General features: G+C 70.0%; 16 protein-coding genes and 2 pseudogenes. 17 read left to right on the top strand and 1 reads right to left on the bottom strand.

The window, feature by feature from the left end; genetic code table 11:
* Window positions 1-740 (bottom strand): PspC domain-containing protein (locus BW737_RS01080; RefSeq protein WP_218961722.1); only part of this gene is annotated, 740 nt, incomplete at its 3' end.
* A gap of 137 nt (window positions 741-877) precedes the next feature.
* Here BW737_RS01080 and BW737_RS19260 point away from each other — a divergent pair.
* The 17 genes and pseudogenes from BW737_RS19260 (at window position 878) to nucS (ending at window position 14,450) form a co-directional block, all read left to right on the top strand.
* Entirely contained in the window at window positions 878-1,519 is a 642-nt protein-coding gene (locus BW737_RS19260; RefSeq protein WP_338063823.1) for a PspC domain-containing protein, read from the top strand.
* On the top strand, window positions 1,510-2,292 hold the full coding sequence (locus BW737_RS19255) for a sensor histidine kinase (RefSeq protein ID WP_338063822.1): 783 nt from the start codon (window positions 1,510-1,512) through the stop codon (window positions 2,290-2,292). Before BW737_RS19260 ends, BW737_RS19255 begins: the two co-directional genes overlap by 10 nt.
* Window positions 2,293-2,351: 59 nt before the next feature.
* Window positions 2,352-3,041 carry a response regulator gene (locus BW737_RS01070; RefSeq protein ID WP_086615365.1) on the top strand — a complete coding sequence of 230 codons (690 nt, stop codon included), beginning with the start codon at window positions 2,352-2,354 and terminating at the stop codon, window positions 3,039-3,041.
* A 70-nt stretch (window positions 3,042-3,111) separates the two neighbouring features.
* A complete protein-coding gene (locus tag BW737_RS01065) occupies window positions 3,112-3,432 on the top strand; it encodes an SdpI family protein (protein ID WP_086615364.1) in 321 nt (106 codons plus the stop codon).
* Between the two features lie 95 nt (window positions 3,433-3,527).
* The gene (locus BW737_RS01060) at window positions 3,528-4,217 is read left to right on the top strand and encodes an L-threonylcarbamoyladenylate synthase (protein ID WP_086615363.1); all 690 of its coding nucleotides are present in this window, start codon (window positions 3,528-3,530) and stop codon (window positions 4,215-4,217) included.
* Window positions 4,214-5,360, top strand: a pseudogene (locus tag BW737_RS01055) (MraY family glycosyltransferase). The gene BW737_RS01060 and the pseudogene BW737_RS01055 overlap by 4 nt, the downstream one beginning before the upstream one ends.
* A gap of 44 nt (window positions 5,361-5,404) precedes the next feature.
* Complete coding sequence (locus tag BW737_RS01050) at window positions 5,405-5,848, top strand: hypothetical protein (RefSeq protein WP_180271972.1); 444 nt, start codon at window positions 5,405-5,407, stop codon at window positions 5,846-5,848.
* Window positions 5,849-6,124: 276 nt separating this feature from the next.
* Window positions 6,125-6,949, top strand: coding sequence for a F0F1 ATP synthase subunit A (gene atpB / locus BW737_RS01045; protein ID WP_086615362.1), 825 nt, complete (start codon window positions 6,125-6,127; stop codon window positions 6,947-6,949).
* Window positions 6,950-7,003: 54 nt separating this feature from the next.
* The gene (gene atpE, locus BW737_RS01040) at window positions 7,004-7,210 is read left to right on the top strand and encodes an ATP synthase F0 subunit C (protein WP_086615371.1); all 207 of its coding nucleotides are present in this window, start codon (window positions 7,004-7,006) and stop codon (window positions 7,208-7,210) included.
* 19 nt (window positions 7,211-7,229) lie between these two features.
* Complete coding sequence (locus BW737_RS01035) at window positions 7,230-7,814, top strand: F0F1 ATP synthase subunit B (protein WP_086615361.1); 585 nt, start codon at window positions 7,230-7,232, stop codon at window positions 7,812-7,814.
* Window positions 7,811-8,635: a F0F1 ATP synthase subunit delta gene (locus tag BW737_RS01030; RefSeq protein ID WP_086615360.1), complete on the top strand. Its 825-nt coding sequence runs from the start codon at window positions 7,811-7,813 to the stop codon at window positions 8,633-8,635. Before BW737_RS01035 ends, BW737_RS01030 begins: the two co-directional genes overlap by 4 nt.
* A gap of 77 nt (window positions 8,636-8,712) precedes the next feature.
* Complete coding sequence (atpA, locus tag BW737_RS01025; protein ID WP_086615359.1) at window positions 8,713-10,335, top strand: F0F1 ATP synthase subunit alpha; 1,623 nt, start codon at window positions 8,713-8,715, stop codon at window positions 10,333-10,335.
* A 22-nt stretch (window positions 10,336-10,357) separates the two neighbouring features.
* The gene (locus tag BW737_RS01020; RefSeq protein ID WP_257210325.1) at window positions 10,358-11,284 is read left to right on the top strand and encodes a F0F1 ATP synthase subunit gamma; all 927 of its coding nucleotides are present in this window, start codon (window positions 10,358-10,360) and stop codon (window positions 11,282-11,284) included.
* A gap of 76 nt (window positions 11,285-11,360) precedes the next feature.
* Window positions 11,361-12,811, top strand: a pseudogene (gene atpD, locus BW737_RS01015) (F0F1 ATP synthase subunit beta).
* Window positions 12,811-13,158 (top strand): F0F1 ATP synthase subunit delta/epsilon, encoded by a 348-nt coding sequence (locus BW737_RS01010; protein WP_086615357.1) that lies wholly within the window; start codon window positions 12,811-12,813, stop codon window positions 13,156-13,158. Before atpD ends, BW737_RS01010 begins: the two are co-directional and overlap by 1 nt.
* A 2-nt stretch (window positions 13,159-13,160) precedes the next feature.
* On the top strand, window positions 13,161-13,568 hold the full coding sequence (locus BW737_RS01005) for a DUF2550 family protein (RefSeq protein WP_180271970.1): 408 nt from the start codon (window positions 13,161-13,163) through the stop codon (window positions 13,566-13,568).
* A gap of 186 nt (window positions 13,569-13,754) precedes the next feature.
* On the top strand, window positions 13,755-14,450 hold the full coding sequence (gene nucS, locus BW737_RS01000) for an endonuclease NucS (RefSeq protein ID WP_086615355.1): 696 nt from the start codon (window positions 13,755-13,757) through the stop codon (window positions 14,448-14,450).
* Window positions 14,451-14,458: the final 8 nt, after the last annotated feature.

The raw sequence follows: 14,458 nt of genomic DNA, 5'->3' as shown, positions 1-14,458 counted from the left end.
CCCCGGTGGTCGGCGGTGCGGTGTGGGACGCGGTGCCGCCCGGCGCCGTCGAGCCCGGCGCCCGGAGTCGGCTGCTGGTGATGACGTCGTTGGAAGGCGCGGTAGGCCCAGTACGCCAGCCCCACCGCCAGGCAGCTCCACACCACGGGCCAGAAGCCGTTGTACAGGTCCGACTGGGCCAGGCCGGTGATGTACCAGGACGGGACCAGGCCGTGGTCGAGCAGCACCCAGCCGGCAATGAAGGTGGCCAGCGCCCCGGCGAGTCCGGCGTCGAAGTCGCCGTTCAGTGCCTGCTCCAGGTGGATGCGTCCGTCGGACTCCTCGGGCATGAGCGCCCAGCCGAGGCCGTACAGCACCAGCCCGACCCCGCTGAAGATGGTCAACACCAGCCATATGCAACGCACCAGGGTGGGGTCCAGGCCAAGGCGGCGGGCGACGCCGCCGGCCACACCACCGATCCAGCGCTCATTGGTGCGTACCAGGCCGGTGCGGCGCAGGGACTCGAAGAACCCTGCCGCGGCCGGCGTGGTAGGGGCGCGGACGCGCCGGCGTCGGGTGGGAAGGCGCCCTGCGGCGGCACAGTGCCGAGGGGATCGGTGCCCGGCGGCAGGTTGCCCGGGGGGGACGGCACCCGGTGGAGGGACCGGCCCACCGGGCTGGGCGGGCTGCCCGGCACCGGGGCTGGGCGCCTGCTCTTGAGGCTGCTCGGCGGACGGCTCGGGAGGGGGCACTTCGCTCATGGCCCTATCTTCGGCTCGTCGGCCACGCCGAGGCGATGGGGGTCCCCCCTGAGCCTCCCCCGATTCCCACACCGGGGGTCCCTGATTTCCGCCCGTGGCCCTGCATGGGAGACGGAACGGCGTGCCACCATGGGGCCATGACCCAGACGGCCTCCGGCACGCCCCCCGCATTCGGGGAGCGGTCTGCGCCCACCCCGTCCGCGCCCCCGCAGCAGCGGCCGACGTCGGCGGCCGCTGCTGCGGGCGTAGGTGCGGGTGCGCCGTCGTCCGGTCGCCCGCCGCTGCTGCGTCCACCCTTCCGGGCCGTGGCGCCGTGCCCGTCGCGGGTCCTTGCCGGCGTATGCGCGGGACTCGCCGTCCACCTGGGGCTGCCGGTAGGCGTCGTGCGGCTGGGCATGGTGCTGGCGGGAGTCATGAGCGGCGCCGGCATCCTGCTGTATCTGCTGCTGTGGGCGTTCGTGCCCACCGGCAACCCGCTCAGCCCGGCACCGCTGCCACCCGCGCGAGCTCGGCTCGCCGCCCGGTTGGCGGGTCGCACCGCCGATCGGCCGTTGTTGACGCCCAGACTGCGTGGCCTGGTCGGGGGCGCTGCGCTACTGGTTGCGGCGGCCCTTATCGCCGCCTGGCGGCAGGGAGCCTTCTCCGGTGGCGCAGGTTGGCTGCTGCCGCTGATCCTGGTCACCTCTGGTGCCGCCCTGGCCTGGTCCCAGGCCGATGCTCTGACCGGCCCGGAACGGGATTCCGGCACCGTCGTGCGCCTGGCCGGCGCGTGGTGTTGACCGCCGTCGGCGTGCTGCTACTGATCGGCGACGACACCCCGCCGCGTGAGTTGTTCAAAGGCGTACTTACCGGAGGTGCGCTGGTGCTCGGCATCGGCCTGGTGCTGGCGCCCCTGTGGCTGCGCACCAACCGCGCTCTGTCGGACACCCGGGCCGCCGAGGCCCGCGAGGCCGAGCGCGCCGACATCGCCGCCCACCTGCACGACTCCGTGCTGCAGACCCTCACCCTGATCCGCAAGCGCGCCGACGACCCCGAGACGGTGGCCCGCCTGGCCCGCTCCCAGGAGCGCGAACTGCGTGCCTGGCTGTACACCGACCGCCCCGAGGCAGCCACCTCAACCGCCGACGTCCTGCGCGACCTGGTGGCCGAGATCGAGGATCGCCACGGCGTCGAGGTGGAGCTCGTGATTGTGGGGGACCGGCCCCCAGACGCGGCAACGGAGGTCGTGGTCGCCGCCGCCAGGGAGGCGCTGTCCAATGCCGTGCGCCACGGGGCGGCGCCGGTGAGCGCCTACGCCGAGATCTCCGTCGACCACCTGGACGTGTTCGTACGCGACCACGGCACCGGCTTCGACCTCGCCACCGTCGCCCCCGACCGCCACGGCGTGAAGGAGTCGATCATCGGACGCATGGAGCGCCACGGCGGCCACGCCACCGTGCGCTGCCGCGAGAATGGCACCGAGGTGCACCTGTCCCTGGCCGCACCGGCCGTCCCGTCCACGCCGGCGTCCACCGCCTCCGCGGCCTCGGCCGGGCCCCCCTCTCCGTACTAAACCGGCCGGCCCAAGCCATCGCCTGCCGCAGCCCACCCCATCCAGAACCAGGAATCCCCATGACCCAGCCGCCCACCTCCGAGCCGCCCCAGCCCCCGCTGCGCATCCTCGTCGTCGACGACCACGCCCTGGTACGCGCCGGCGTGCGCGCCGAACTCGCCGCCGACGCTCCCGACATGGAGGTGATCGCGGAGGCCGACGACGTTGAGGGCGCCATCGCCGCCGTTCACGCCCTGACCCCCGACGTCGTCCTGCTGGACGTGCACCTGCCCGGCGGCAACGGTGGGGGCGGTGCCGAGGTCGTCACCGCCTGCCGGGACATGCCGGCCACCCGCTTCCTGGCCCTGTCCGTCTCCGACGCCTCCGAGGACGTCGTCGGGGTCATCCGCGCCGGCGCCCGCGGCTACGTCACCAAGGCCATCTCCTCCACCGACCTGGCCCAGGCGGTGCGGCGCGTCGCCGCCGGGGACGCCGCCTTCTCCCCGAGGCTCGCCGGCTTCGTACTGGACGCCTTCGGCGCCGGGGCCGGGGAGGTGGCCGTGGCCGACTCGGAGCTGGACCGCCTCTCCGCCCGTGAGCGCGAGGTCATGCGGCTGATCGCCCGCGGCTACACCTACAAGGAGTGCGCCGCCGAGCTCTTCATCTCCGTCAAGACGGTGGAGACCCACGTGTCCGCCGTGCTGCGCAAGCTGCAGCTGTCCAACCGCAACGAGCTCACCCGCTGGGCCGCCGCCCGCCGCATCGTGTAGGCGGCCCGGCGGACGGTAAACTGTGGCCTGTCCCGCAGGAACCGTGCCCTGAGTAGAACGAGGTGACCACATGGCGGACTTCCTGACAAGTATGTTGTTAGTTGTTGCATGTGTCGCAGGCGGTCTCACGGTCACAGTCATCGGCGTCAAGATGAAGCGAGGCACCCTGAAACCGAACTCCTTCGCAGGCGTGCGCATCCCCCGCGCCTACCGCTCCGAGGAGGACTGGTATCAGATCCAGTCGGCCTCCGCGAACGCCACCTTGCTGATGGGCTTCATGTTCTTCGACTGCGCGGTGCTGTTCGCGATCCAGGCCTTCTTGCCCGAGGTCATACCATTCTTAGTCCCGTCAGGCATATTCGTGCTCCAGTCGATCCTCGGCATTGCCTGATCTGGCACAGTGCGCTGACCGCAGGGAAGGAGCCGACCGGCCGCTGAGCCGGTCACCGCGGCGCGTGCGCGCGTAACGGGGTGAATCGTGCGAAGATGACGGCCGTGACAGAGCAGGCCCAGCAGTCGATGCCCGAGCAGATCGCCAGGGCCGCCGCACACGTCGCCGCAGGCGGGCTTCTTTCCCTGCCCACCGACACCGTCTACGGCCTGGGCGTGCGCGCCGACGACGCCGACGCCGTGGCCCGACTGCTGGCCGCCAAGGGACGGGGCCGCTCCATGCCGCCGCCCGTACTGGTCGCCGACGCGGCTCAACTTGACGGCGTCGTCGCCCACGTCCCGGACGCTGCCCGGGCGCTCATGGATGCCTTCTGGCCCGGGGCGCTGACCCTGGTGCTCGACGCCGCCGTCGGCCTCGGTTGGGACCTGGGGGACACCGGCGGCACGATCGCCGTGCGCATGCCCGACCACCCCGTCGCCCTGGCCCTCCTGCGCGCCACCGGCCCCATGGCCGTGACCAGCGCCAACGCCACGGGACGGCCACCGGCCACCGACGCCGTCGGCGTGCGCGCCGCCTTCCCGGGCCGCGTCGTCGACGTCGCTGACGCGCCCCGGCCGGGCGAGATGGGAGCGGTGCCGACGCAGATCCTCCTGCTGGACGGCGGCCCCACCCCCGGGCCAGTGCCCTCCACCATCGTGTCCCTGGCCGGGGCGACCGCCCGGGGCCCCGAGCTGCTGCGCGAGGGCGTTATTACCTGGGCGCAGTTGGAGAGTGTGGGCGCGTGAAGGTCTACCTGCTGGTACTGCTGGTCGCTGCGGCCGTCACTTACGTGGCCGTGCCGATCGTGCGTCACCTCGCCCTGGTCAGCGGTGCCCTCACCCCGGTGCGGGCGCGGGACGTGCACTCCACCCCCATTCCACGGCTGGGTGGTGTGGCCATGTTCGCCGGCTTCGCCACCGCGATGGTGGTTGCCTCACAGGTGCCCTACCTGTCCCGAGTCATCGACTCCTCGGCCTGGGCAGTGGTACTGGGGGCCGGCCTGGTGTGTGCCCTCGGCGTTATCGACGACCTGTGGGAACTGGACTGGATGACCAAGCTGGTGGGGCAGGTGTTGGCCGCCGGCGTCATGGCGTGGCAGGGCGTACAGCTGATTACCTTCCCCGTCGGCGGGCTGACGCTCGGCTCCTCGCGACTATCGCTGTTCTCCACGATCATCGTGGTGCTGGCGGTTATCAACGCCGTCAACTTCGTCGACGGCCTGGACGGGCTGGCCGCCGGCATCATCGGCATCGGTGCCTCCGCCTTCTTCCTATACATATACGTGCTCACCCGGCACACCTCCCCGGAGTCCTACACCTCCCTGGCAGCCACGGTGATGGCGGCCTGATCGGCATCTGCCTGGGATTCCTGCCGCACAACTTCCATCCCGCCACCATCTTCATGGGCGATTCCGGCTCCATGCAGCTGGGACTGATCAGTGCCGCCGGCACCATCATCGTCACCGGGCAGGTCGACCCGGGTACGCTCGGGGGCCCGACGGCGGTGCCCGTGTTCCTGCCCGTGCTCATCCCCCTGGCGGTGCTGCTGCTGCCGCTGATGGACATGCTCATGGCAATCGTGCGCCGCACCCGCGCCGGCCACAGTCCCTTCCACCCCGACCGCATGCACATGCACCACCGACTGCTCGCCGCCGGCCACTCCCACCGCCGCGCCGTGCTGGTGATGTACGTGTGGGCGGCCGTGGCCGCGTACTCCGTGGCCGCAATGGCCTTCTTCCCCCTGAGCTGGGTGCTGGCGGGCGCCGCCGTCGGCGTGGCCCTCGCCTGGTGGTCACGGCGGATCTGATGCCCGGCGTCCGTCAGGCCTGGGCCCGCCACCTGGGTGCCCGTCATGCCCGCCCCCGGCACGGCAGAGGTAGCCGACGTTGAAGCAGAAACCGAGACAGAGCAAGAAGCAGCCCCTGTCGCAGCGGATGTCGCAGCAGTCGCTGTTCCGCCGCACCGCCGTGCGCGTGGCATGGACGGGTGGGGTAATCGCCGCAGCCGCGTTGATTGCCGGCGCCCTGGCCGGTGGCAGCGCCTGGGCCGGGGCGGCGTGGGGCGCTCTGATCGGGGTTCTGCTGACCCTCATCACCGTGGGCGCCCTGCTCATCCCCTGGGACCGCTTCCCAATGTTCGCGTCGGCCGGCGTCATGGCCTCATTCGCCGCCAAGATCCTGGTGATGATCGGGGTGGTGCTGGTGCTCGGAGCGCACCGGGAGGCACTGGCCCCGGGTTGGTTCTTCTGCGCCTTCGCCGCAGTACTGCTGGGGGTGACCGCCGTCGAGGTCGTCTCGCTCGGTTCCGGCAGCCACGCGCCCTCTGGCCGGTCGGGCAGGAATGGCGGCGAGAAGGACGCGGCGAACCCGGGCGCTTAGACGGCGCGGACCGTCAGCCCGCCCGCGTTCCGGCAGAGTCCGAATCGCATGGCTCACCTGCACGCCGCCATATCGACCGACCTCGGCACGTAACGTCTACCGACATTGGCGAAAGTGCGACCGGGGTTGAAGCAGGGCTGGGTCACTGCCCCATGAGGGGAGTAGCATGACCGCCAGGTGCTGGCGCCGGATGCGGTGATGAATGCCATCGGGCATCACTGCTACGGCGCACCGCGGTAGCATTCCGCAGTCCGCAATCGTTCCTGAGGAGGTCCGGTGACAACGAGCGCGATCCTCGCATCCGGTCTGGCCGCGATCGTCCCGGCAGCGGATGAGGGCGGCTTCGAGGCCCCGTCGATCGACGACTTCTATCCCGAGCCCTTTGCCTTCCTGGGCACCCCCTTCGAGCTCAACCGGGTCATGCTGGTGCGCATCATCATGACGCTGGTGCTGGTGGCCCTGTTCGGCATCGGCGCGTCCCGCGCCAAGGTGGTGCCTGGGCGCTTCCAGAACGTGCTGGAGATGCTGCTGGAGTTCGTCCGTAAGAACATTGCGGTCGAGATCCTCGGCGAGAAGTACGGCGAGCGCTACACCCCGATCATCACCACGATTTTCCTGGGCGTGTTCTTCCTGAACCTCTCCGGCGTGATCCCCGGCCTGCAGATCGCCTCCACCGGCGTGGTGGGCATGCCGCTGGTGTTTGCCATCGTCTCCTACATCACCTTCATCTATGCGGGTGTGCGTACGAACGGGGTCGGAAAGTTCACCCTGCGCTCGCTGGTGCCGGCGGGCGTGCCCGGCTTCCTGTACCCCCTGATCGTCCCGGTCGAGTTCCTGTCCACCTTCGTGATGCGACCGTTCACGCTGACCGTCCGACTCATGGCGAACATGATCTCCGGACACCTGCTGCTGTCGCTGTGGTTCCTGGCCACCAACGCGCTGTTCGTGTACGCGTCGGCGCAGCTGAAGGCTGTTGGCGTCGTCACTATGGCGGCGGGTATCGTCTTCATCCTGTTCGAGACGTTCATCGCCGCTCTGCAGGCCTATATCTTCGCCCTGCTGTCCGCCGTCTACATCGAATCGTCGGTGCACCTGCACTGACACGCCCGAATAATCCACCACCACCCACCAACACTGAGGAGAAACCCCATGGGAATCACCGGTTCTATCGCGACGATCGGCTACGCCCTGGCGACCGTCGGTCCCGCCCTCGGCATCGGCATGGTCGTGGCCAAGACCCAGGAGTCCACCGCTCGGCAGCCCGAGGTCGCCGGTGTGCTGCGCACCAACATGTTCATCGGTGCGGCCCTGATCGAGGCCCTCGGCCTGCTCGGCTTCGTCGCCGGCTTCATCTTCTCGTGATCGATACGGAGTGACCAGCATGTCTGTCGGTACCGTCGTGCTGCCGGCGGCCGGGACTCCGGAGGGGATTGGTCTGTTCATCCCTGACCTGGCCGACCTGGTTTGGGGCACGATCTGCTTTCTGATCATCGCCGTCGTCCTGGTCAAGTACGCCCTGCCACGATTCAACGCGGTGCTCGATGAACGCACCGCGAAGATCGAGGAGGGGCTCGCCCTGACGGAGAAGGCCAAGGAGGAGCAGTCCGGAGCCGAGGCCCGTGCGGCTCGGCTCGTGGAGGACGCCCGTCTGGAGGCCGCCAAGATCCGCGAGAACGCGCAGGCGGAGGCGGACAAGATCATTGCCGACGCGCGCGCCGAGGCCGCCGGTGAGGCGGGCCGCGCCATGGAGGCCGCCGAGCGGCAGATCCAGGCGGACAAGCAGGCCGCCCAGATCTCACTGCGCTCCGAGGTTGGCCTGCTGGCCACCGACCTGGCCGAGAAACTCGTCGGCGAGCACCTGACCGACACCGAACTGTCCAGCCGCGTGATCGACCGCTTCCTCGACGAGCTGGAGGACGCCCCGGTCAGCACAGCCTGGTCCGCGAGAGCGGGGTCGGTCCGGTGAAGGCCGGCACCGCCACCACCCGCGCCCACGCCGAGGAGGCCTGGGCGCCCGTCCTGGCCGCCGCCGGCGCGCAGGGCCAGGAACTGGGCGAACAGATCCTCGCCATGGCGCACGCGATCGCCTCCAACCCGCTGCGCGGGCCGCTGACCGACCCCAACCGGGAGCCGGAGCACAAGGCCGCGCTGGCCTCACGGTTATTCGCCGGGCGGGTTGACGCGCGGGTGGTGGAGCTGCTGCAGGGCATGGTCCGGGGCCGCTGGTCGCGTCCCGTCGACCTGATCAGTGCGCTGCACGACCTGGGCATCCAGTCGATCCTCGCCGGCGCCCGGGCGGGCGGCACCCTCGACGACGTCGAGCAGGAGGTCTTCGCCGTCTCCCGGCAGGTCGCCGCAAACCGGGAGATCCGCGAGGCACTCGAGCCGGCCCGCCGCACCAGCACCGAGGCCCGCGTGCGCCTGGCCCAGCGGCTGTTCGCCTCCCGCATCTCTCACCCCGCCATGACCCTGGTGGTCTGGTGCGTGCGGCACCAGCCGGAGGTCGCCGTCGGCGGGGTGCCCTACAACCTGCGCCGCGTCACCGAGTTGGCCGCCGCCATGCAGAACCGGGTGATCGCCGACGTCGTCACCGCCGTGCCGCTGACCACCCAGCAGCAGGCCCGGTTGCGTGACATCCTGGCCCGCCGCCTGGGATACGACGTCGAACTCAACCTGGAGGTCGACCCGGAAGTCATCGGCGGCGTGCGGGTCATGGTGCGCGACCTCGTCATGGACAACACCGTGCGCCACTCGCTGGCCGGGCTGCGCGCCGCACTGACCGGATGACCCGACGCCACACACAAGCCAAACGAACCGCTGCGAGAACGCAGCCAGCCACAGCGAAGGAGACGACAGATGCTGATATGACCATCGCCGCGGAGGACGTGCGCTCCGCCCTGGACGAGTTCGTCGATTCCTACCGGCCGGCGGAAGTTGCCGCCGATGAGATCGGGCACGTGGTCTTCGCCGCCGACGGCATCGCCCACGTGGAGGGTCTGCCCGGCGCCATGGCCAACGAGCTGCTCACCTTCGAGGACGGCACCGCCGGACTGGCCATGAACCTGGACGAGCGGCAGATCGGCGTGGTCATCCTGGGCGACTACTCCGACATCGACGAGGGGCAGGTCGTGCACCGCACCGGCGAGGTGCTCTCGGTCCCGGTGGGGGACGCCTTCCTCGGGCGCGTCGTCGACCCCCTGGGCCGTCCCATCGACGGGCTCGGTGAGATCGCCGCCGAGGGACGCCGCGCCCTGGAGCTGCAGGCACCCGGCGTGATGATGCGCAAGTCCGTGCACGAGCCGCTGCAGACCGGCCTGAAGGCCATCGACTCCATGATCCCGATCGGCCGCGGGCAGCGCCAGCTGATCATCGGCGACCGCAAGACGGGCAAGACCGCCATCGCCCTGGACACGATCCTGAACCAGAAGGCCGCCTGGGAGACCGGCGACCCCTCCCAGCAGGTGCGCTGCATCTACGTGGCCACCGGCCAGAAGGGCTCCACGATCGCCTCGGTGCGCGCCACCCTGGAGGAGCGCGGCGCCCTGGAGTACACCACCATCGTCGCCTCCCCGGCCTCCGACCCGGCCGGCTTTAAGTACCTGTCGCCCTACACCGGCTCGGCCATCGGCCAGCACTGGATGTACGGCGGCAAGCACGTGCTGATCGTCTTCGACGACCTGTCCAAGCAGGCGGAGGCCTACCGCGCCGTTTCCCTGCTGCTGCGCCGTCCGCCGGGCCGCGAGGCCTACCCCGGTGACGTCTTCTACCTCCACTCCCGGCTGCTGGAGCGCTGCGCCAAGCTGTCCGACGAGCTGGGGGCCGGCTCGATGACCGGCCTGCCGATCATCGAGACCAAGGCCAACGACGTCTCCGCCTACATCCCCACCAACGTCATCTCCATTACCGACGGGCAGATCTTCCTGCAGTCCGACCTGTTCAACGCCGACCAGCGCCCCGCCGTCGACGTGGGCATCTCGGTGTCTCGCGTCGGTGGTGACGCGCAGATCAAGGCCATGAAGAAGGTCGCCGGTACCCTCAAGATCACCTTGGCGCAGTACCGCTCCATGCAGGCCTTCGCCATGTTCGCCTCCGACCTGGACGCTGCTACTCGTCAGCAGCTGACGCGCGGCGAGCGGCTCATGGAGCTGCTCAAGCAGCCGCAGTTCACGCCCTATCCGGTCCAGGAGCAGGTCGCCAGCGTGTGGGCGGGCACCAACGGCTACCTCGACGACCTCCCCGTCGCCGACGTGCTGCCCTTTGAGCGTGCGCTGCTGGACCACCTGCGCCGCAACACCTCCATCCTGGACACCATCCGCGACACCGGTCAGCTGGACGAAGACACCGAGGCGGCCCTGCGTCAGGCCGTGGAGGCCTTCCGCACCACCTACCTGTCCGGCGGGCGCATGCTGTCCGGGCAGGTAGAGGCACTTGAGGAAGAGGTGCCCGCGGAGCACACCGCCGAGCAGATCGTGGTCAAGAGGGGCTGACGCACGTGCAGGGAACCAGCGCATCTACAAGCAGCGCATCCGGTCTACCCAGACGCTGCAGAAGGTCTTCCGGGCCATGGAGCTGATCGCTTCCTCCCGGATCGGTTCCGCACGCCACAACGCCCAGGAGGCCGGCCCCTATGACCACGCCCTGAGCCAGGCGGTTGCCGCCGTCGGCACCCACGCCGCCCTGGATCATCCGCTCACCCGGGAGCGGGAGGACACCAACCGGGTGGCCGTCCTCGTGCTCACCTCGGACCGGGGCATGGCCGGCGCCTACTCCGCGACCATCCTGCGGGAGACCGAGCGGCTGATCGAGCAGCTGGTGGCGGACGGCAAGGAGCCGGTCCTGTTCACCTACGGGCGCCGTGCGAGCGCGTACTTCGCCTTCCGCGGACGTCCCGTGGAGTTCTCCTGGACCGGCGAGTCCGACCGCCCCAGCGACACCTCCATCGAGGAGGTGGCGACGGTCCTGCTGGACTACTTCCTGTCCAGCCCCGAGGCCGGCGGCGTAGCGGAGGTCCACATCGTCTTCACCCGCTACGTTTCCATGGTCTCGCAGGTGCCCGAGGTGCGCCGCATGCTGCCGCTGAAAGTCGTGGACGTAGACGGCCCCGGGGAGCTGAGCCGTGAGGACCTGGCCGCCGACGTCGAACGAGTCCGGGCCGAGCGGACCGGCGCCCGCCCCCTGTACGAGTTCTCGCCCAGCGCCGACGCCGTCCTGGATGCCCTGCTCACCCGCTACGTGCGCAGCCGCATCCGCAATGCCCTGCTGCAGGCCGCCGCCTCCGAGCTGGCCAGCCGGCAGCAGGCCATGCACACGGCCACCTCGAACGCCGAGGACCTGATCGCCACCTACACCCGCCTGGCCAACGCCGCCCGCCAGGGCGACATCACCCAGGAAATCACCGAGATCGTCTCGGGCGCCGACGCCCTCGGTTCGCAATAGCGGCCCGTCGCACCACCCGACTCACAGCCAATCAACCCCAGCAGCTTCTGGCAGAACGGACACGGAAGAACGCATCATGACCGACACGACCCCCCAAGGGACCACCCCCGCCATCGGGCACGTCACCCGGATCATCGGCGCCGTCGTCGACGTCGAGTTCCCGCCGGACGCGATCCCCGCGATGTACAACGCGCTGAAGGTGACCGTGAACGCCACCGGTGAGGGCGATGCGACCCACGAGATCACCCTCGAGGTGGCTCAGCACCTGGGCGACAACATCGTGCGCACCGTCTCGCTCAAGCCCACCGACGGGCTGGTGCGCGGCACCGAGGTGCGCGACACCGGTGCCCCCATCTCCGTGCCTGTCGGGGATGTCACCCTCGGGCACGTCTTCAACGTCACCGGCGAGGTGCTCAACCTCGCCGACGGAGAGCACCTGGAGATCAACGAGCGCTGGCCCATCCACCGCCAGCCGCCGACCTTCGAACAGCTCGAGGCCAAGGAGCAGATGTTCGAGACCGGCATTAAGGTCATCGACCTGCTGACCCCCTACGTGCAGGGCGGCAAGATCGGCCTGTTCGGTGGTGCCGGCGTCGGCAAGACGGTTCTGATCCAGGAGATGATTCAGCGCGTCGCCCAGAACCACGGCGGTGTGTCCGTGTTCGCCGGTGTCGGTGAGCGCACCCGTGAGGGCAACGACCTGATCGGGGAGATGGACGAGGCCGGCGTGTTCGACAAGACCGCGCTGGTGTTCGGGCAGATGGACGAGCCGCCGGGCACGCGTCTGCGGGTGGCCCTGAGCGCGCTGACCATGGCGGAGTACTTCCGCGACGTGCAGCACCAGGACGTGCTGCTGTTCATCGACAACATCTTCCGCTTCACCCAGGCCGGCTCCGAGGTCTCCACCCTGCTGGGCCGCATGCCCTCCGCCGTCGGCTACCAGCCGAACCTGGCCGATGAGATGGGCCAGCTGCAGGAGCGCATCACCTCGGCCGGCGGCCACTCCATCACCTCCCTGCAGGCGATCTACGTGCCCGCCGACGACTACACCGACCCCGCCCCGGCCACTACCTTCGCCCACCTGGACGCCACCACGGAGCTGTCCCGCGACATCGCCTCCCGCGGCATCTACCCGGCGGTGGACCCGCTGGCCTCCACCTCCCGGCTGCTTGCCCCCCAATACGTGGGTCAGGAGCACTACGACGTCGCCACCCGGGTGAAGTCGATCCTGCAGAAGAACCGGGAGCTGCAGGACATCATCGCCATCCTCGGTGTGGATGAGCTCAGTGAGGAGGACCGGGTCACGGTGGGCCGGGCCCGGCGCATCGAACAGTTCCTGTCCCAGAACACCTACATGGCGGAGAAGTTCACGGGCGTGCCCGGCTCCACGGTGCCGCTGGCGGAGACCATCGAGGCCTTCCGCCGCATCACCGAGGGCGACTACGACCACCTGCCGAGCAGGCCTTCTTCAACATCGGCGGCATCGAGGACCTCGAGCGTCGCGCTGCGGAAATGGCAGACGCCTGATGCCCGGCGAGCACAGCCTGAGTGTGGAGGTGGTCTCCCGGTTCGGGGGAGAGGCCTGGGTCGGCACAGCCACTCGGGTCTCGGTCCCGCTGCCCGACGGCGAGCTCGGTGTGCTGCCCGGGCGGCAGCCGATCCTGGCGGTGCTCGGGCGCGGCAATGTGCGCATCATGCCGCTCGACGGTGAGGCGGTCGCGGTGCCCGTGGCCGGCGGCTTCTGTTCGGTCGATGGCGACGTGGTCACCGTGGCGGCCGACGTCGCGGGGGCGGAGGCGCTCGAGTCCAGCACCCGGGTCACGGACGTGATCGCCGAGACCATCGTCATCCCCGGCGTGAGCATACGGGACTGATCATGAGCATGCCGGTGTGGGGAATTGTCGGCGCGGTAGCGCTGGTCGTGATCATCCTCGCCGGCCTGTTTCTCACGCGGCTGCGCCACCTGGCGGGGCGCGTGGGCGCCTTCGAGTGCGCCCTGCGCCCGGCCGGCGGGCGGCACTGGATCAGTGGCATTGCCGTCTTCGGCGACGATGACCTGGAGTGGCACCGGCTGGTGTCCTGGTCGTTGCGGCCGCGGCGGCGGCTGCTGCGCGAAGACCTTGAGCTGGGTCCGGTGCACCGCCGTGGCGAGGGCGGGCACGTCGTGGACGTGCCCTGCCGCTACCGCGGTGAGCGTTTTGAACTGGCCATGGTGGAAGACTCCCATTCCGCGCTGGTCGCCTGGATCGAGTCCGCCGCCCCCTCCCAACCCACGCTCTTCTAGCGCTTCCGGCTCCCGCTACCTCCCCCCCCTCGCCGAGACCGGCACAAGTTGTGTGCCGAGGTCGGTCGACGTGGTGGTGCCTGCCCAGCCGCTGGGGCTGCCCGTTCGCTGTGTCATCACGGAGGCCGCATCGTCGTCGACCTCGGCGAAGGGGACTGGGACGGAGGTGAACGGGTAGCTGCCGGGGTGCGCGTCGTCATTGCTTCCTGCTCCGTGGACTACTCCGGCCGCCTGGACGCCCACCTGCCCCGGGCCACCCGCCTGATCATGGTCAAGGCCGACGGCTCGGTCCTGGTTCACTCCGACGGCGGCTCCTACAAGCCGCTGAACTGGATGAGTCCGCCCGCGCGCCTGGCCGAGGTCGCTCCCGACGAGGAGGACATCGAGGCCGGCGTCACGGCCCGCTGGGAGGTGACCGCCGCCAAGAGCGACGACCGCCTGGTCATCCGTCTGTTCGACGTTGTGTCCGACAACAGCGTAGAACTGGGCGTGGACCCGGGCCTGACCAAGGATGGGGTCGAGGCCCACCTGCAGGAGCTGCTTGCCGAGCAGGTGGAGGTGCTGGGCCCCGGCTTCCGCCTGGTGCGCCGGGAATACCCCACTCCCATCGGCCCGGTCGACCTGCTGGTGCGCGACGCCGCCGGCGCCGCCGTGGCTGTGGAGGTCAAGCGCGTAGGCGGCATCGACGGCGTCGAGCAGCTGACCCGCTACCTGGACATGCTCGACCGCGACCCGCTGCTCACCCCGGTGCGCGGCGTGTTCGCCGCCCAGCAGATCAAGCCGCAGGCGCGGGTGCTCGCCGAGGACCGCGGCATCCGTTGCGTGGTGCTGGACTACGACGCCATGCGGGGCCTGGACGATCCCTCCGCCCGGCTGTTCTAACTCGCCCG

The organism is Actinomyces ruminis, from assembly GCF_002154335.2.
In the GTDB taxonomy this organism is placed as follows: Bacteria; Actinomycetota; Actinomycetes; order Actinomycetales; family Actinomycetaceae; genus Actinomyces; species Actinomyces ruminis.
Note: the sequence above shows the minus strand (reverse complement) of the source record. Positions and strands in the feature narration are given on the sequence as shown.

Excerpts from the sequence above, each read along its gene's own strand:
- BW737_RS19260 (WP_338063823.1), top strand. The coding sequence starts at position 878 with ATGACCCAGACGGCCTCCGGCACGCCCCCCGCATTCGGGGAGCGGTCT.
- BW737_RS01070 (WP_086615365.1), top strand. The coding sequence starts at position 2,352 with ATGACCCAGCCGCCCACCTCCGAGCCGCCCCAGCCCCCGCTGCGCATC.
- BW737_RS01065 (WP_086615364.1), top strand. The coding sequence starts at position 3,112 with ATGGCGGACTTCCTGACAAGTATGTTGTTAGTTGTTGCATGTGTCGCA.
- BW737_RS01060 (WP_086615363.1), top strand. The coding sequence starts at position 3,528 with ATGACGGCCGTGACAGAGCAGGCCCAGCAGTCGATGCCCGAGCAGATC.
- BW737_RS01050 (WP_180271972.1), top strand. The coding sequence starts at position 5,405 with ATGTCGCAGCAGTCGCTGTTCCGCCGCACCGCCGTGCGCGTGGCATGG.
- BW737_RS01035 (WP_086615361.1), top strand. The coding sequence starts at position 7,230 with ATGTCTGTCGGTACCGTCGTGCTGCCGGCGGCCGGGACTCCGGAGGGG.
- atpA (WP_086615359.1), top strand. The coding sequence starts at position 8,713 with ATGACCATCGCCGCGGAGGACGTGCGCTCCGCCCTGGACGAGTTCGTC.
- BW737_RS01010 (WP_086615357.1), top strand. The coding sequence starts at position 12,811 with ATGCCCGGCGAGCACAGCCTGAGTGTGGAGGTGGTCTCCCGGTTCGGG.
- BW737_RS01005 (WP_180271970.1), top strand. The coding sequence starts at position 13,161 with ATGAGCATGCCGGTGTGGGGAATTGTCGGCGCGGTAGCGCTGGTCGTG.